Genomic DNA, 16,770 nt, shown 5'->3' on the forward strand with positions numbered 1-16,770 from the left:
TTCGGCAGGCAAAGGCCGCTGACATTTAATCTTGAGGACACAGACTATGAGCGATATCCCTGCCGACCTGCGTTTTGCCGAAAGTCACGAATGGGCCCGTCTGGAAGCTGACGGCACTGTGACCGTCGGGATCTCCGATCACGCTCAGGAAGCCTTGGGCGATGTAGTGTTCGTTGAGCTGACCGAAGTCGGAAAAGTATTCGCTGCCGGTGATCAATCCGGTGTCGTTGAGTCGGTTAAAGCCGCATCCGACATTTACTCCCCGGTATCCGGTGAAGTGATCGCGATCAACGATGCCTTGAGCGGCGAGCCTGAGCTGTTGAACTCCGACCCGTACGGCGCCTGGATCTTCAAACTCAAGCCAAGCAACCCGGCTGATCTGGAAAACCTGCTCGATGCAGCCGGCTACAAGGCCGCCATCGGCGAGTAAGCCTTAAGCGTCATCCCAAAGCCCCGACTAGTCGGGGCTTTTTTTCGCCTGCCGGATTTCCCCCTGTGGGAGCAAGCCTGCNNATCCGCTCAAAGGTTCGCTGTCGGCAGCGGCTGCTATGCTGGTTTGACCGTGTTGCATCGACGTTGAGCGCCAGTCAAGAGAGAGCCCGTCATGTCCCAGTTGCCGTCCTTGAGCCAGTTACGCGACCCCAATGCCTTCCTTCGCCGCCACCTAGGCCCCGATGCTGCCGAGCAACAGGCGATGCTCGACAGCCTCGGCCTCGGCAGCCGGGTCGAGTTGATCGAGCAGACGGTACCGCCGGGAATCCGCCTGAACCGCGAGCTCGATTTGCCGCCCGCCCTCGACGAAGAAGCCGCGCTGGCCAAGCTGCGCGGGTACGCCGAGCAGAACCAGGTCTGGACCAGCCTGATCGGCATGGGTTACCACGGCACCCTCACACCGGCCGTCATTCTGCGTAACGTGCTGGAAAATCCCGGTTGGTACACCGCCTACACCCCTTATCAGCCGGAGATCGCTCAAGGCCGGCTCGAAGCGCTGCTGAATTTCCAGCAATTGACCATCGACCTCACGGGTCTCGAGCTGGCCAACGCTTCCCTGCTCGATGAAGCCACGGCGGCGGCGGAAGCCATGGCACTGGCCAAACGGGTCGCCAAGTCCAGAAGCAATCTGTTCTTCGTCGATGAGAATTGCCATCCGCAAACCATCTCCGTGGTGCAGACCCGAGCCGAAGGGTTCGGTTTCGAGCTGATCATCGACACTGTGGATAACTTGAAACAGCACCAGGTGTTTGGCGCGTTGCTGCAATATCCCGACACCCACGGCGAGATCCGCGATCTGCGCCCATTGATTGATCATCTGCATGCCCAGCAGGCGCTGGCCTGTGTTGCGACGGATCTGCTGAGCCTGCTGTTGCTGACCCCGCCGGGGGAGTTGGGCGCCGACGTGGTGTTCGGCTCGTCCCAGCGTTTCGGTGTGCCGATGGGTTACGGCGGACCGCACGCGGCGTTTTTTGCCAGTCGCGATGAGTACAAACGCGCGATTCCCGGGCGGATCATCGGCGTGTCGAAAGATGCTCGCGGCAACGTCGCCCTGCGCATGGCCCTGCAAACCCGTGAGCAACATATCCGCCGGGAGAAGGCCAACTCGAACATTTGCACCGCTCAGGTGCTGCTGGCCAATATCGCCAGTTTCTATGCGGTCTACCACGGTCCGGAAGGGCTCAAACGCATTGCCCAGCGCGTCCATCGGCTGACCAGCATTCTCGCCGTTGGCCTGGAGCGCCACGGCATCACCCGCCTCAACACACACTTTTTCGACACGCTGACGCTGGAGGTCGGTGGCACTCAGACGGCAATTATCGAAAGTGCCCGGGCCGCACAGATCAATTTGCGCATTCTCGGGCGCGGGCAGTTGGGGCTGAGCCTCGACGAAACCTCTGACGAAACCACGGTAGCGAAACTGTTCGATGTATTCCTCGGTGCCGATCATGGGCTGAACGTCGACGAACTGGACGCTGAAACCCTTGCTTCCGGCATTCCCGCAGGTCTGCTGCGCACCTCGCCTTATCTGCGTCATCCGGTATTCAGCGCCCATCACAGCGAAACCGAGATGCTGCGCTACCTCAAGCAGCTGGAGAACAAGGACCTGGCGCTCAACCAATCGATGATCCCGCTGGGCTCCTGCACCATGAAACTCAACGCCACCAGCGAGATGATCCCCATCACCTGGCCGCAGTTCGCCAACCTGCACCCGTTTGTGCCGAAAGAGCAGGCGGTGGGTTATTCACTGATGATCGAGGAGCTGGAGCGCTGGCTCTGCGCGATTACCGGTTTTGACGCGATCTGCATGCAACCCAACTCCGGCGCCCAAGGCGAGTACGCCGGGCTGCTGGCGATCCGCAAATATCACGAGAGCCGTCATCAGGGCGCGCGAGACATTTGCCTGATCCCGTCTTCGGCCCACGGCACCAACCCGGCCTCAGCGCAGATGGCCGGGATGCGCGTGGTGATCGTCGAGTGCGATGAGGCCGGTAACGTCGATCTGGATGACCTCAAAGGCAAGGCTGCGGACGCGGGCGACAGACTCGCCTGCCTGATGGCGACGTATCCGTCGACCCATGGCGTGTACGAGGAAGGCATCAGCGAAATCTGTGAAGTTATCCACAGCCACGGCGGCCAGGTGTACATGGATGGCGCCAACCTCAACGCTCAGGTGGGATTGGCCCGGCCGGCGGACATTGGCGCCGACGTCTCCCACATGAACCTGCACAAGACGTTCTGCATTCCCCATGGCGGCGGTGGGCCGGGCATGGGCCCTATTGGTGTGCGCGCACACTTGGCGCCGTTCGTCGCCAATCACCCGGTGGTGCCGATTGAAGGACCGCTGCCGCAGAACGGCGCAGTCAGCGCCGCGCCGTGGGGCAGTGCGAGTATTTTGCCGATCAGCTGGATGTACATCGCCATGATGGGCCCGCAATTGGCGGATGCCAGCGAGGTGGCGATCCTTGCGGCGAATTACCTGGCGCAGCATTTATCCGGAGCATTTCCAGTGCTCTACGCCGGGCGCAACGAACGGGTCGCGCACGAATGCATTCTGGATTTGCGGCCATTGAAGGCGCTGACCGGGATCAGTGAAGAGGACGTAGCCAAGCGCCTGATGGATTACGGTTTCCATGCGCCGACCATGTCGTTTCCTGTGCCGGGAACTCTGATGGTCGAGCCGACCGAGAGTGAGTCAAAGGCCGAACTGGATCGGTTTATCGGCGCAATGCTGAGCATTCGCGCGGAAATCACCGAGGTGCAGAACGGTAACTGGCCAGCCGAAGACAATCCGCTGAAGCGAGCGCCGCATACCCTGGCCGATATCACCGGGGTCTGGGAGCGGCCTTACAGCATCGAGCAAGCGGTGACGCCGGATGCGCACACCAAGGCGCACAAATATTGGCCGGTGGTGAATCGGGTGGATAACGTCTATGGCGACCGGAATTTGTTCTGCGCCTGCGTACCGGTAGACGACTATCGCTGAGCTATAGGGCTACCCATATCCCCTGTGGGAGCGGGCTTGCTCGCGAAAGCGGTGTGCCAGCCAACATCAATGCTGAATGACACACCGCATTCGCGAGCAAGCCCGCTCCCACAGGGGGTTTGCAAGGGCTTTAGTAACTCACTTTCCGGCATTTAGTTTTTTAGGCTGTGTACTATTTGATGTACCACTCTCAGCTGGCGCAAGCTGCTGGGAGTTTTCTATTGCGACAACGCAATTATCCATCGCAAGCACATGGCATTTTTGTAACAAGCTGTTACCTCTCATTCCTTGCCCTCGCAATTCGATTCTTTTCGCATCAAATTGCCACTCCGTCCTTGAAAGGTAGCACTTTGCCCCCATAACTTTTGGGACCGCCAACAGATGGCACCAAGGAAGGACCGCGAACGCCATGCCATCAGCACTCAAAACGTCAAAACAGAGCACCACTTGGCTTCCAGAGGAGCTAAGCGACGCGCATTTGGCATCTGGGTTGCTGACTCGGCTCGCCTTCCAAGATCAGGCAGGGCTCCATCACAGCGATTACTTTTACAAAGCCGCAGACCTCTACGACGGTTAATAGTCCCTTTCCCTTCAAAAATCTGCCTCGACTGCGCTAGGCATCGGCGACGAAGGCAAATCAAATTAAAACGGGACTATCAATGAACAACTCCGTCGTACTTGCCGAAAGCTGCATCCTTCTTGCGGGCAGTATTTCCAACAGCACTGATAACGCTCAAATCGATAAGGCTCATGCCTTTGTTGATGAACTCGTGAAAGAGGTCATCGACTCTGGCGGAAGTTTCGTAGCATATTTTGCAGCTGAGCCGATCAACGCCGACCAGAAGCCTCTGCTTTTCGATTGGACAGTCGCTCGCACCATTGACCGCATCCTTCCGGACGAAAGTTCAAAGCCGCGCCTGAAAATCGTAGCGTCTTTCGACAGGTTAAAAACTAGGGCGAACCCAGAGCAGCGCAAACTCTTAAACGGAATGATCGCTCGAGGGGTCGCAGAACTTATTCCACTGGATGAGGAGGTATTGACCGGTGGTAACGTGGGCGATGAGCAAATCGCACATGCCACAGCGATGATCGTTTTGGGGGGAGGTAAGGGAGTAGCGGATAGAGCCCGCAAGATGGCCAAGAAGTCTGCACCAGTTCTTCCGCTGGACTTACAGCTCGGAGCAAACAGCGAAGATGGCAGTGGTGCTCTCGGTGTACTCAGCTCTTTTCAGATCAACCCTCTGACCTTCATGCCTTTCTCCGGCAACACGGTTGTGAAGTCCCTACCTGCTCTCTCTCTTCAGGAGCCAGTGTTGGAGTTTTCCGATATTGCCAAGCGGATAGTGAAGGTCTTCTACCAAGAAGAACAGGCCAGGATTTCGGCATTGCCGCCAGATGTGCTGGTTCTGACCGCATTGGCAGCCGAGCTGGCAGCGGCGAAGCAAGCTCTCGGTATCGCTGCTGACGCGCCTCCGACTACTACAAGCACAGGCCTGCATACATGGAAGGCACCGATTAACTGCAGGGATGGCAGCGTAGCAAGCTGCATGGTTGCGTGCTTTGCTGCCGCCGGTAATGTCGATGCAGCGACCGTGACCGCGACGCTGCTCACGGAATACAAGCCTAGTAACGTAGTGATGATGGGGATTGCTGCGGGCATGCGCGATAAATGCGCACTTGGCGAGGTAGTTTTGGCAGAGCGTGTAGTCGCCTATGAGGGAACGGCAGTTCTGCAAGGTGGAAGAAATGAGCCTAGACCTGAAATGACCAGATTATCTTTCAGGGTACGGCAGGACCTCGCCGCCTATCTCTCCAACCCCTCAGGGTTGGAGCAACGTCTTTCCCGTGGCTATGAGTGCATGGAGATTGTTCTTCCCGCAAGTGCAGATGCCGGCCCAGTTGCACAGAGCTTCATTCCCAAGATGGCAACTGTAGCAAGTGGCGAATGGTTGATTCGTGATCCAGATAAATTCCGACAGCTGCGCGAGCTGCACGGGAAGATTGAAATGGCTGAGATGGAGGGCGCCGGTGTCTTCGCGGCATGCGAGACACATAGTAAGCCGGTGTTGATGATTCGGGGTATCAGTGATTTCGGCGACTCGACGAAAGATAACCGGTTCCATCATTGGGCCGCGCAAGCCGCCGCCGCAGTCACCGTGGATTACATCGCGTACGGCCTGACACTGGGACGCTGAAAGTAAGAATAACCGCATCATTGACGTATTAAAACATGGAGAAAAAATGCCACTGACAAACACGGACCTCCAGTATTACGACAGCAAAGTGTTGCGGCTGTCAGCGGAAAAGCGAAAGGAGTACCACGGGCAGGTCGATAATCTCGTAACTGAGTTGCGCAAGCACGTCACAGCTCGGTCCGACTTGAAAATTTCAAAAGTGGTCAAGGCAGGGTCGTTCGCGAAACACACAATCCTGAACAAAACCCAGGAAGACCCAATCGATGTCGACGTAGTGTTTTATATCAACGACCAGAGTCTCGACACATCTACGCGTGATGGTCTGAGCGAGTTGATTCACTCACTGCTGATAAAAATCTACCCCAGTAAAGCGGTTGAGGATTTTGAGATTCAACGACGGGCGGCGAAGGTTACATTTGTGAAGAGTGGCCTAAGTGTAGACGTAGTGCCTGTCGTTCAAGATGGCAATAACCCGGATCATGGTTGGCAGTTCGACAAGGAGACCAAGGAAAAAAACTTGACCTGTGCTCCGTGCCACATTCAGTTCATCCGCGATCGGAAGGACAAGGATAAGCACTATCGCACTCTAGTGCGCATGGCGAAACGCTGGAAAAACTTTGCGAATCCCCCAGGGCTGAAATCTTTTCACATCGAACTCATCCTCGCTTACCTGGTTGACCGGGACGGTCCAGCGGAGAGCATTGAAAAGCGTTTCCGCGAGTTTTTGGGTTACATCGCCCAAACGGAGCTGAATGAGCGTATCGACTTTCCTGAGAACAATGGGAAGCTCAAGAAGGCGTTCACAGATCCGGTGGTGATTGTTGACCCAGCCAACCACGAAAACAACGTCGCGTCTCGAATCACTACTGACGAGAAGATGAAGATAGCCAAGGCGGCCCTTGAGGCATGGGAAACCGCTTTCCACGCATCTGTTCAGGAAGACGAAGAGGTGTGGAAGGAAATTTTCGGCAACCGCTTCAAAATCAAGGAGTAAAAATGAGTTCCTCTTATTCGAGTACTGAGACCAGCACGTATACGGTTGCCGACGTAGAAAAGGTCGTTCGTAGCATTAAAGCAGACCTAATGATGATTGCTGATCGGACGAAAGCGATGACCGAAGATAGTGCGAAGGAGTACGCACACGACATTGAGTTGCTGGCGAAACAAGGCTATCTGACGAAAGTTGACGTAACCCTTATGTCCTCAGCCGAAGTGGAAATCGCGGCCGCCAAATATCAATTTCAGAATGAGGGAGCGTCCGGAGCAGAGCGACCAGGTGGTGTGCTCTGGCCAGCAACGCCGACTGGGCGAATTCGAATTGTGATGTCTCACAGTGACGCATATTACGCAGAGTCAGACCGAGTTTCCAAATTACCCTTGAAGATATCATGGGTTCCTACCACAGCGGATATTAGCCATAGCAGCCTCTCCGCTAAAGGCGGACGCGGATACAGTAGCAATGGTTTTGGCGCAAACAGAAAGGACTTTGCATGAGCAGCTCAACGGTTTTTGAAGTTAAAGCGGATCTTCCCACCAAGAAGCTAGATGAGCTGGCTGACAAACTTTTGGGTTTCGAGCCTCGGTATCTCCGCGTCAAGAAGCAGTTGCAGCTTCTTCTGCAAGCGAATGAATTGGAGCACTGGAGCCAGACTCACCACAAGAAGAAGCTGGCGGTCATTGGGTTACTTGCCGACCAGTACCCGCTGGCCATCTTCCATGGCGACGTCGGTACTGGGAAGACCGCAAACGCAGAGGCGATTGCAAACCGCTTGGCGCGTGACGCGAAAATCGAAGACGCCATCCTCTTCAAATTAAGTAACAAGGTGCGTGGTACAGGCAAGGTCGGCGAGATGGGTACGCTGATCTCCCAAGCCTTCGAAGAGATTTCCAAGGCAATAGGAACTGGAAACGGACGCGCATTTCTAATCATTGACGAAGGCGACTCTCTGGGCGCCTCCCGTAGCCAGGAGCATAGCCATCACGAGGATAAGGTTGGCGTCAATACGCTAATTCAGGCCATCGACAACCTGCGCAATCATGGAGGAAGAATTTTCGCCATTCTGTGCACAAATCGACTGGGCGCCTTGGACGCAGCCGTGTTGCGGCGCGCATCGATTGTTGAGGAGTTCGTGCGTCCCTCGGATGAGGAGCGTCACGAGCTGTTCACGAAGGATCTATCCGACATGGGTATCCCAGCGGCCGAGGTTGCCAAGCTGGTAAAGGCTACTGCGGCCAAGGACGGCAAACCGGCGTGGACTTATTCGGATATCCGTACGCGTTTATACCCGGCGGCGGTGTCCTTGGCGTTCCCCGACTCACCTTTGAAAGTCGAGCATTTCCACCAGGCCGCTCGTGATTTGCAGCCGTCGCCCGTAATGGCGGGTTGATTCGATAACCGTTGTCGGGAGTGAAACAATGAGCCAAAAGCGCGAAGTCTTTATTTCGGTTGACATCGAAACGGCGGGGCCGATAGTCGGTGAACACAGTATGCTCACAGTGGGTGCCTGCCTGGCGTTCAATCCCGAAATCGAGTTTTCGGTGATGCTCAAGCCTATTAGCGATAAGTCTGTTGCGGCAGCACTGGAGGTGTCTGGTCTGACCTTGGAACAGGCTCAAAACGACGGTTTAGCGCCGGTAGAGGCAATGTCACAGTTTGCCATTTGGATTGCCAAGAACGCTCCTGAAGGCAGCACTCCGGTCTTCGTGGGCCTCAATGCTCCGTTCGATTGGTCCTTTGTGAACTATTACTTCCTGAAATACCTCAGCGAGAATCCGTTCGGCTTCACCGCTTTGGATATTAAGGCTTTGTTCATGGGGGCGACGGGATGCAGCTGGCACGATACCAAGTCGAGTTCAATCGACAAACGCGTGTTTCCCACGCTACAAGGGGACCATGACGCTTTGCACGATGCCAAATATCAGGCTGAGCTGTTTCGGCTTGTTTATGAACTGAGCCTTAGAAATTAGTCAATTTATTAGTCTGCCCGGAAAGTAATAAACTAGCCGGTAGGTTGTTTTTATTACTTTCTCTATCTCTCTACTGCATCCGAACGATCCCGGGCGTGAGCAACTGTGCCGTCATCGATGAACCTTTGCCTACATTCCGTCACAGTCTTGCCACCCAACCAGCCTTAATATGAGGGCTCAAAGGTATCTGAGAATAAAGAAACGGCACCATGACTATGCGCATGGCTGATCAGTAATAAATTATAATTAATCGGTATAGTTCATTTTTTGAGAGGGTATATGGAAGCTAATGAAAAAATTGACCGCTCGATGGAGCACGCGTGGAAATATTTCGAGCTGCACGCACAGCAGCGGATGACCGTATTTAATTTTTTCTTGGCAATTTCTGGACTAATCGCTGCTGGAATTGGCGTAAGCTTGCAGCAGGGAGCAAAATTTTCAGCATTTGCAACTCTTCTAGGTATATTTTTGAGTTTGGTATCTTTTTTATTTTGGAAGCTAGATAAGCGCGTATCCGTTATGATTAAGAGGGCAGAATCGGCTTTATGTTACATCGAACAATCTGGAATTATTCCAGAGGCTTCAATTTTTTCTTCAGACGATAAAATTACTCGCTCTAAAGGTTTTATGTCAGTTTGGACATATGGAAAATGTTTCAGAGTCTCCTTTTTTACAGTAGGCATAATTGGGCTTGCGCTCGCCTTCGCCCCCTATGTTATCGATTTCACATGTAAAGCTTAACTTTAGCCAATGAATTGAAATTTACTTCTTTTGGGGGGATGGCCGCAACGTGTTGTAACTTGCGGCCGTGCGGTTGGGGCTGGCTCTATTGAAACAGCCTCTCGACTAGACATCCATGCATTTAGCGGCTAGAAAGCCCCCTTTTTCATTTTTGCTACACCAAGTCAGAATTTTCAATGTTGTGAAATCGTGGCGCCAACTATTTTATATACATATGCGATCCATTAGTCATGATTCAAACGTGCTTGAGGGTCTTTTTAATTGCGCTAACAAATCCGTGTTTAAAAACTTCGCGCCCGTCCTCGTCCTTGACTTGCCCTGCCGGGCTGATGCTCCAATCCCGATGTTTGAAAAAATTATCCGAAACAGCCGCCTTTAATGCCTCCATTTCCATTTCGTTAAAATTCAGTGCCGGTAATATCTGCAATGAACCGTGTTGTGCAGCTTGATCTAATTGGCGCACAGGACGTATATCAATCATCAGATTGCTATTCGCCTTGAGTGTGTTCAATTCATTACGGAAGCGATTACGCTCGGCAATGATCTGGCCGAACACAGCTCGTAGCGCTGGGTCTCCGATCAGAGTTAGTAGTTCGTTGTCCTTGGGAACCTTGTTCGCTTTGGCAAGCTGGTTTACCGGGACTTTCATCGCAGAACCCGCTTGAGTGGCCCAGGCCTCGATCAACTGGCGGAAGACCTGCCCCGTTTTGTTGCGTATGGTCGACGCGGAGGGACCACCAAGATCAACCGACATACGTGCAATTTCTGCTATGGAGAAGTTGCGATCACCAGCGTCGCATTGCGCTTTCAGCACCTTGTTGAGGATAGTCAGCGACTTGGCCTGTCGAGTACTCGCTTGCGTCTTGAGGTCTTCGAAGATCATTTGCGCATCAACCATGAAACAACTCCTGAATGCGTTTTGATGAAGTACCAATTATCTCCGACAGCTTGATAACGGGGCCTTGATAGGCCTTTTCTAGGGCTCCAATGCCGCTAGGCAACAAATGCAAATGCTGACCTGCCTCAACCAACCCCGCGACATGCCTAAATCCTTCCATCTGGTCGTAAGAAGACGCTTGGGCGGCCATCGCACGCATCATGGCGTTGCCCGCGATTAACTGCATCCGCTCGTCCATTTCCATGAATACAGGGCTGTAACCTTTATTCATCAAAAGGCGATTCAGCGCTCGCGAGCGTTTCTCTATAACTGGAGTCTTGCGCAACTCGTCGAGTAGATCGGGGTAGAGTTCCGCATCCTCACAGATTTGAGCCAGTTGTAGCATTTCTGAATCGGTTTCGATGATGCTGATGGGCTGGTGGATGTCCTGCATGCTTCCAACGGCAACCAACTTGGCGCCGCTGTCGTCTTCGCTACGACCTTCCTCGATGGCAATGAGGCGTCCGATCAACTGAAAGCAGGCCACAAGGTCCTTGGCATATTCGTCAGCCTCAACGATCTGCTTTTCGTAGCGTCGTTCGGTCTCTTGCAGCGCGGCCTGGTGCATGAAAGCTTGTCCATTTTCAAGGGAGGTAAACCTCGCCTCGAGTAAAGCATCCCGCGCCTGTTCGTGCTCGACAGCCAAGTTAGCAGCGAGAGAAGCTCTATAGCTGATGTTATTGAAGTGCGCACGTAACGCATCTAGATAACGTGCATCGGTGACGAACCAACGGCATCGAACGCAGTTTTCTGGACCGTGCGGGACCGGAGCATATTGGTCGAGACCGCCCCTCGCAAATTGGTAATCTCCCCCATTCCAGCAGCCACCCACTGACCTAATCTCTGAGGATTTAACGGTGTTGCCGCCAACTAGGCACAGGCCGATATGTCGATACTCCCACCCAACCGGATTGCGGTTGATCAAGGCTGCTTCAAGTGCCGCTTCGTCTCGGTAGGCTGTCTTGCAGGTGATCTGACGCAAGTCCGCATCGCGAAGAAATGTACGTAGGCTCTGTTCCTGCAAGGCCTCTACCTTCAAGGTCGCCTGTTTCATCGCTTGAGACATCATCGCCGGGGTGGGCTTTGTGTAATAGAGCGTCATCAGCAGTCGCGAGTGTCCAGCCAATAACTTGGAGAGCACTGGCATTGGCACTTGCCCCTCCATGGCATAGCAAGTCAGCAGGGACACTCGCAGACTATGCAAAGGGAACTCGGCTGCCGTCTGCGACATAGAATAATCGTCAGGGTAAGTACGTACAAAACGGAGCCGAGAGCCATCACTCAAGGTTTGTCCGCGCGCGGCCACCTGGTCCTCAAGTTCGCTCAGCAGCCGAAACCACATTACAAAAATTGGCGTCATCTGAATGGGCTTTAACCGATCAGCTTCCTTGGAGGCAGAGGCGTCACGAAATAGGAAGCAGATGCTCCCCATCTCGCGCAATTGCACCTCTGACTTTGCGTGACCTATATGCTTCCTCTCCAGCTTGGTGCAAGAAGTCGGAGCGCTGATCGGGTTGTATTTCTCTTGCCAATTGCGCAATTTTTCCAGCCAGTACAATAGATTTTCATGTTGCCAAGGGATGGTGTAGCCGCGCTCTCGCTCGTCCTTGTTCTGGTCGGCGGTTTTGTTGGTATTTATGTATAGACCCGTCATGATTTCAGCACTGTCAGGGCTACGCAAACGGCAAAAGACACCACGGTTGAATGGATTTTTCTCGTTGCCAAATCGGAATCCGTGTTTATTGTTCAGTACCCACGCACCCTGCTCGTAACGCCAAGTATCAGCCTCACCCGAATCTAGAAAGCGCACTTGGTAGGTTCGTAGCGGCAGATACAATTTGACTAGCAATACCATGGCACGCACTGGCGACCAGATCTCATGGATTTCGATCTTTTCCTGGCGCTTCCCTTTACTCCGTCGCACAACGACGCGGATACGCCATACACAATCAGGATCCTCGGGATCGATTTGGCTGGGATCAACCTCCAACCACTCGCCGGTATTTATTGATGGAAATCCATCTGGATCAGGACGCTGCTGAGCAAGTTGTTGTTGTGCCCAGACCCAATCTGAGAAGTTGCCGCGTGGATTTGGGCAAAGTATTTGACGCAGCTCTTGAATATAGGTGTAAGGCAGCGGGTTATGGACGGTCTCATTGACTAAGTATTTTCGTTTCGCTCTGTTAAACGGATTATCCACTAGTGGTGCTAGGCGGCCCCGATCATCCAGCTCACTGAATTGCTTTGTAATCACCCAGTCGATAAAAGTAACTATTTGGTTCTGATATAACGCAGCCTTATTACTTGAGCGACCTTCTAAAAGTAGTGCCTCTATATCAGGCAAGTTATTTTTTTCGGCTTCTCGAAACAATGCGGCAGGGTTTTCAGGCTCTGATAGTTTGCCTAGGTACGTTGATATAAACCAAACCGTACCGCCCAATTTATGATCCAAATTTATTGGTTGCGTCGCAATCCAACCCGCCAGTAATGCGCGCCACGTTTCCCATTGCTCGCCACGTTCCGCCGTCAACCAAGAGAATGTGATATCCGCACTTCGGCCATTGTATTTAGCTTTTTTTTTACGGACATGGTTAGCGACTCCTTAGCCGAGCGTGTGTCCCTGATAACAGCCCGTGGGGATCGATATCTTCAAAACCTGTCTTCATAAGGTCGTTCCAGTTGCAGAAGGGGTTGATGACCTGGCCAGCTTGCGAAAGCTTGTCCAGACGCTCGGTAGCTTGCATTAGTGATTGCGTGACATCAGCAATTCCGGGGGACGTGTAGACCACCTGTGACTCCAGTGAAGAGTGATGTAGTGCTTTCTTGCGCATGATCGGATCGACTCCGGCGCGGCTCATACGGCGGCCATAGGCATGACGGTGGCAGTGAGGCGAGCGGCCTTCGATCTTGGCCTTTGTATAACCAATACGGGCCAAAGCATTGGCATAGTTATTGTTGAAGGCACTCAATTTATAGGGTTTACCGATGTGTTTTTTTTCATACGACACAAACGCATAAGGGTGATGGCGCTCGACGGTGGCTAGATAACGCAGATGCTCACACCACAACTTCAGGAATAGTCGGCCAAAGTCAGTGGGAAACCAGTGCAACTGGATATAGTTGTCGCGGTGATCGACTAACCGATTCTTCCAGCCCACATGATGGGTGCTCCTCCGTTGGTTATGAGGCGTTAGAGCATATTTTTCCCGCAAGTAGGCTGAGCGGTTGGTCTTACCTGTTCGACTCTTCCAGTCTTCCGGGGCTTTGCCGTCCTCGGGGTGGTAGATACGGACGATGGCATTACTATCGTTGTGCGGGTCAATCAACACGTCATGTACCCACAGGTGCAACGCCTCGCTTTCGCGTAGGCCGGCAGCGTGCATCATGATCACAATAAGCTGATCTCTAACGGCACAACGGCGATCCTGAGCGCTGCCCAATCCTTCCATATAAAAGCGTTCAAACAACGACTCTGGAAAGGCTATGGAATCGTCGTCAGACCGACTCAAAGAGCGACGCCCCCTGACATTACGTGCTTTTCTAACCGTTTCGCTGACTGATTTGTTCTGAATGTGCCCCAGGAAATCGTTCTGGTTGCGGCGATGCCAAGCAGCATAGTTCAAGCGCTGATCATGGCTGCTGGCTGTTACCAAGGGATTCATGTGCTCAACATTCTGGCGCTCAGCAAGATAATCGGTGAGCCCTCTGAGGGCTGAGAGATGCCGATTAACCGTAGCAGTACTCGCCGGTATCCAATACAGCCCGGAAGGATCTAGACCATCATCACCAACGGTGCCGCTGTATAAGCGAGTTGCAAATGTTTGAAAGAGTGTCTTGGGGTCGAGAAAGGCTTGCTGATTGGCCTCCATGTACTCGATAAGCAGCTTCGTTGCGCTGACGACATGACGCCGCCAGCTCTGACTGCGTTCGGAATATCGAGTCAGTAAATAATCCAGCAGCGGTCTGACCACTCCCCGCTCAGTCAGCAGTATTAGGACTTCGCTATGAACGCCCGAATCATCGATAGCCACCTTAGCGTAGGTATCCACCACAGCCATTGGATGCACTCCGTTATCCCTTTTTTGGATAGCGAAAGCGGTGTGCCAGCCAACATCAATGCTGAATGACACACCGCATTCGCGAGCAAGCCCGCTCCCACAGGGGGTTTGTGTGGAGGCAAAAAAATGCCGCTCATGTGAGCGGCATTTTTTGTTCGGCTGAAATGCTTACTCCGAAGCCACGGCGTTCTTCGCCAGGATCGCATTCGCCAGTTCCATGTCCGTCGCCTGCAGGCCCGGATTATCAGCACGTACTTTCTGCATCGCGGCCTCCAGATATGGGCCGCGAATGCCGCCGTCACTGGCGACGAAGCTGCCGGCATCGTCCTGCGCGGCAACGATCAGCTTGTGATCCTTGAAGGTCAGGTAGGTCGAACCGGTGGTCGCACCGGACGAAATGACGTTACGCCAAAAGCTATCGGCCATCGCCGAACCGACTGGAAGGGACAACAAAGCGATGGTAGCGACAGCAAGTTTGAGACGCATGATGGGGGGACTCCACTGGTTAACTACGGGGTTGGATCGCCATTTCCCCAATCGAGTTCCATGATTGCCGCGCCTACTTTTGCTCACTCTGCGGCGTCACACGCAATACTTCCTCGATCGTCGTCAACCCGGCGGCTACTTTCTGTGCCCCCGACAGCCGCAAACTGCGCATGCCTTCCTTGAACGCCTGACGCCGCACCGCGAGCAAATCGGTGTCGGGATTAATCAGCGCCTTAACGCCATCCGTCAGTTGCATGATTTCGTAGACCCCCGCGCGGCCGCGATAGCCGGTGTCGCGGCATTCCAGGCAGCCGATGGCGCGCTGGGCATTGGTGGGCAGCGGCGCTTGCCAGGGTTTGGTCAGGGTTTGCCAGTCTTCTTCACCCAACGTCAGCGGTGCCTTGCAGTGTGGGCACAAGGTGCGAACCAGGCGCTGGGCCATGACGCCGAGCACCGTGGCCTTGATCAGGTAATGCGGCACGCCGAGTTCCAGCAGGCGGCTGATAGCGCTCGGCGCATCATTGGTGTGCAGCGTCGACAGGACCAAGTGACCAGTCAGTGCAGCCTGGATCGCCATTTCCGCGGTTTCGAGGTCGCGGATCTCACCGATCATGATGATGTCCGGGTCTTGGCGCAGCAGCGCGCGGATACCGCTGGCGAAGGTCAGGTCGATGTTGTGTTGCACTTGCATCTGGTTGAANGCCGGTTCGACCATTTCAATCGGGTCTTCGATGGTGCAGAGGTTGACCTCCGGCGTCGCCAGTTTCTTGAGCGTGGTGTACAGCGTGGTGGTTTTCCCCGATCCGGTGGGCCCGGTGACCAGAATGATGCCGTTGGGCTGGCGGGTCATGTCCTGCCAGCGGCGCAGGTCTTCGGCGGAGAAACCGAGTTGATCGAAGTCCTTGAGCAACACCTCCGGGTCGAAGATCCGCATGACCATTTTTTCGCCGAACGCCGTCGGCAAGGTCGACAGCCGCAGCTCGACTTCGCCGCCGTCCGGGGTTTTGGTTTTTACCCGGCCGTCCTGGGGTTTGCGCTTCTGCGCGACATTCATCCGGCCCAGGCTTTTCAGGCGGCTGACNACCGCCATCGTGACCTGAGGCGGGAATTGATAGACGTTGTGCAGCANNCCGTCGATGCGAAAGCGCACCGTGCCTTGCTCGCGCCGGGGTTCGATGTGGATATCGCTGGCGCGCTGCTGGAAGGCGTACTGGAACAACCAGTCGACGATGTTGACGATGTGTGCGTCGTTGGCGTCCGGTTCCTGATCGCTGGCGCCGAGGTTGAGCAGTTGTTCGAAGTTGCCCAGAGTGTTGGTTTGCTGATCGGCATTGGTCGCACCGCTGACCGATTTGGCCAGCCGGAAAAACTCGACGCTGAAGCGCTGGATGTCCACCGGGTTGGCCACGACACGTTTGATCGGCAGCTTTAAAACGTGGGTCAGGTCAGCTTCCCAGCCGTTGACGTAAGGCTGGGCGCTGGCCACGGTCACCGCGTCGCGGTCGATGGACACCGCCAGAATCTTGTGGCGCTGGGCGAAGGCGTAGGACATCAGTGGCGTAATCGCCGCCACGTTGATTTTCAGCGGGTCGATGCGCAAGTAAGGCTGGCCGGCCTGTTGTGACAGCCACAGGGTCAGGCTTTCCAGGTCGAGGTGTTTACCGGGACGGCTGAGGTCGTCCAGGTGCTGGCTGGCGATGAATTCCAGGGGATGCATCTGGCCATGGGTGGCGTGGCGGCGGCGAGCATTGAGCGCGTGTTCGGCCGAGTCCTGGCTGATAAAGCCCTGGGCGACCAGTTCACGCAGCAAATCATTGAGATCCAGCCAGCGGTCCTGAATGGCAAGTTGAACGGACATGCGGGCTCCTCATGAACAACAGTTCGCAAAGGATAGTCGCGGACCCGCCG

Annotated in this window: 13 protein-coding genes and 1 pseudogene; 9 read left to right on the top strand and 5 right to left on the bottom strand. The window is 54.4% G+C overall.

The window, feature by feature from the left end:
* Nucleotides 1–46: 46 nt before the first annotated feature.
* The 9 genes and pseudogenes from gcvH to B7L09_RS18685 all read left to right on the top strand — a co-directional run bounded on the left by gcvH (nt 47) and on the right by B7L09_RS18685 (nt 9,381).
* The gene (gene gcvH, locus B7L09_RS18650; protein WP_094470086.1) at nt 47–430 is read left to right on the top strand and encodes a glycine cleavage system protein GcvH; all 384 of its coding nucleotides are present in this window, start codon (nt 47–49) and stop codon (nt 428–430) included.
* Between the two features lie 174 nt (nt 431–604).
* Nucleotides 605–3,478, top strand: a complete 2,874-nt coding sequence (gene gcvP / locus B7L09_RS18655) for an aminomethyl-transferring glycine dehydrogenase (protein WP_094470087.1) — start codon at nt 605–607, stop codon at nt 3,476–3,478.
* A 3-nt stretch (nt 3,479–3,481) separates the two neighbouring features.
* Nucleotides 3,482–3,592 (top strand): annotated as a pseudogene (locus B7L09_RS32435) (metal ABC transporter ATP-binding protein); the annotation flags it as partial.
* Nucleotides 3,593–4,137: 545 nt separating this feature from the next.
* Nucleotides 4,138–5,673 (top strand): phosphorylase family protein, encoded by a 1,536-nt coding sequence (locus B7L09_RS18660; protein ID WP_010454852.1) that lies wholly within the window; start codon nt 4,138–4,140, stop codon nt 5,671–5,673.
* A gap of 46 nt (nt 5,674–5,719) precedes the next feature.
* Entirely contained in the window at nt 5,720–6,667 is a 948-nt protein-coding gene (locus B7L09_RS18665) for a CBASS oligonucleotide cyclase (RefSeq protein ID WP_010454850.1), read from the top strand.
* A 2-nt stretch (nt 6,668–6,669) separates the two neighbouring features.
* Nucleotides 6,670–7,167, top strand: a complete 498-nt coding sequence (locus tag B7L09_RS18670; RefSeq protein WP_010454848.1) for an HORMA-1 domain-containing protein — start codon at nt 6,670–6,672, stop codon at nt 7,165–7,167.
* Complete coding sequence (locus tag B7L09_RS18675; protein ID WP_010454845.1) at nt 7,164–8,060, top strand: AAA family ATPase; 897 nt, start codon at nt 7,164–7,166, stop codon at nt 8,058–8,060. Before B7L09_RS18670 ends, B7L09_RS18675 begins: the two co-directional genes overlap by 4 nt.
* A 28-nt stretch (nt 8,061–8,088) precedes the next feature.
* Entirely contained in the window at nt 8,089–8,640 is a 552-nt protein-coding gene (locus B7L09_RS18680) for a 3'-5' exonuclease (RefSeq protein WP_010454843.1), read from the top strand.
* A gap of 279 nt (nt 8,641–8,919) precedes the next feature.
* On the top strand, nt 8,920–9,381 hold the full coding sequence (locus B7L09_RS18685; protein ID WP_010454841.1) for a hypothetical protein: 462 nt from the start codon (nt 8,920–8,922) through the stop codon (nt 9,379–9,381).
* 235 nt (nt 9,382–9,616) lie between these two features.
* Here B7L09_RS18685 and gmtX read toward each other — a convergent pair whose 3' ends face one another.
* The 5 genes from gmtX to tfpB all read right to left on the bottom strand — a co-directional run bounded on the left by gmtX (nt 9,617) and on the right by tfpB (nt 16,720).
* Complete coding sequence (gene gmtX, locus B7L09_RS18690) at nt 9,617–10,279, bottom strand: gamma-mobile-trio protein GmtX (RefSeq protein WP_010454839.1); 663 nt, start codon at nt 10,277–10,279, stop codon at nt 9,617–9,619.
* Entirely contained in the window at nt 10,272–12,863 is a 2,592-nt protein-coding gene (gmtZ, locus tag B7L09_RS18695) for a gamma-mobile-trio integrase GmtZ (RefSeq protein ID WP_049870744.1), read from the bottom strand. The genes gmtX and gmtZ overlap by 8 nt, the downstream gene beginning before the upstream one ends.
* A 46-nt stretch (nt 12,864–12,909) precedes the next feature.
* Nucleotides 12,910–14,376, bottom strand: a complete 1,467-nt coding sequence (gmtY, locus tag B7L09_RS18700; RefSeq protein WP_010454835.1) for a gamma-mobile-trio recombinase GmtY — start codon at nt 14,374–14,376, stop codon at nt 12,910–12,912.
* A gap of 168 nt (nt 14,377–14,544) precedes the next feature.
* A complete protein-coding gene (locus B7L09_RS18705; protein WP_169857239.1) occupies nt 14,545–14,865 on the bottom strand; it encodes a DUF2388 domain-containing protein in 321 nt (106 codons plus the stop codon).
* A gap of 70 nt (nt 14,866–14,935) precedes the next feature.
* Entirely contained in the window at nt 14,936–16,720 is a 1,785-nt protein-coding gene (gene tfpB / locus B7L09_RS18710) for a type IV pilus assembly ATPase TfpB (RefSeq protein WP_094470088.1), read from the bottom strand.
* Nucleotides 16,721–16,770: the final 50 nt, after the last annotated feature.

Source organism: Pseudomonas mandelii (assembly GCF_002251635.1).
Classification (GTDB): Bacteria; Pseudomonadota; Gammaproteobacteria; order Pseudomonadales; family Pseudomonadaceae; genus Aquipseudomonas; species Aquipseudomonas mandelii_B.

What these genes read in the sequence shown, in the direction of transcription:
- B7L09_RS18680 (WP_010454843.1), top strand. Translation starts at nt 8,089, where the DNA reads ATGAGCCAAAAGCGCGAAGTCTTTATTTCGGTTGACATCGAAACGGCG.
- B7L09_RS18675 (WP_010454845.1), top strand. Translation starts at nt 7,164, where the DNA reads ATGAGCAGCTCAACGGTTTTTGAAGTTAAAGCGGATCTTCCCACCAAG.
- B7L09_RS18685 (WP_010454841.1), top strand. Translation starts at nt 8,920, where the DNA reads ATGGAAGCTAATGAAAAAATTGACCGCTCGATGGAGCACGCGTGGAAA.
- gcvP (WP_094470087.1), top strand. Translation starts at nt 605, where the DNA reads ATGTCCCAGTTGCCGTCCTTGAGCCAGTTACGCGACCCCAATGCCTTC.
- B7L09_RS18670 (WP_010454848.1), top strand. Translation starts at nt 6,670, where the DNA reads ATGAGTTCCTCTTATTCGAGTACTGAGACCAGCACGTATACGGTTGCC.
- B7L09_RS18665 (WP_010454850.1), top strand. Translation starts at nt 5,720, where the DNA reads ATGCCACTGACAAACACGGACCTCCAGTATTACGACAGCAAAGTGTTG.
- gmtX (WP_010454839.1), bottom strand. Translation starts at nt 10,279, where the DNA reads ATGGTTGATGCGCAAATGATCTTCGAAGACCTCAAGACGCAAGCGAGT.
- gmtY (WP_010454835.1), bottom strand. Translation starts at nt 14,376, where the DNA reads ATGGCTGTGGTGGATACCTACGCTAAGGTGGCTATCGATGATTCGGGC.
- gcvH (WP_094470086.1), top strand. Translation starts at nt 47, where the DNA reads ATGAGCGATATCCCTGCCGACCTGCGTTTTGCCGAAAGTCACGAATGG.
- B7L09_RS18660 (WP_010454852.1), top strand. Translation starts at nt 4,138, where the DNA reads ATGAACAACTCCGTCGTACTTGCCGAAAGCTGCATCCTTCTTGCGGGC.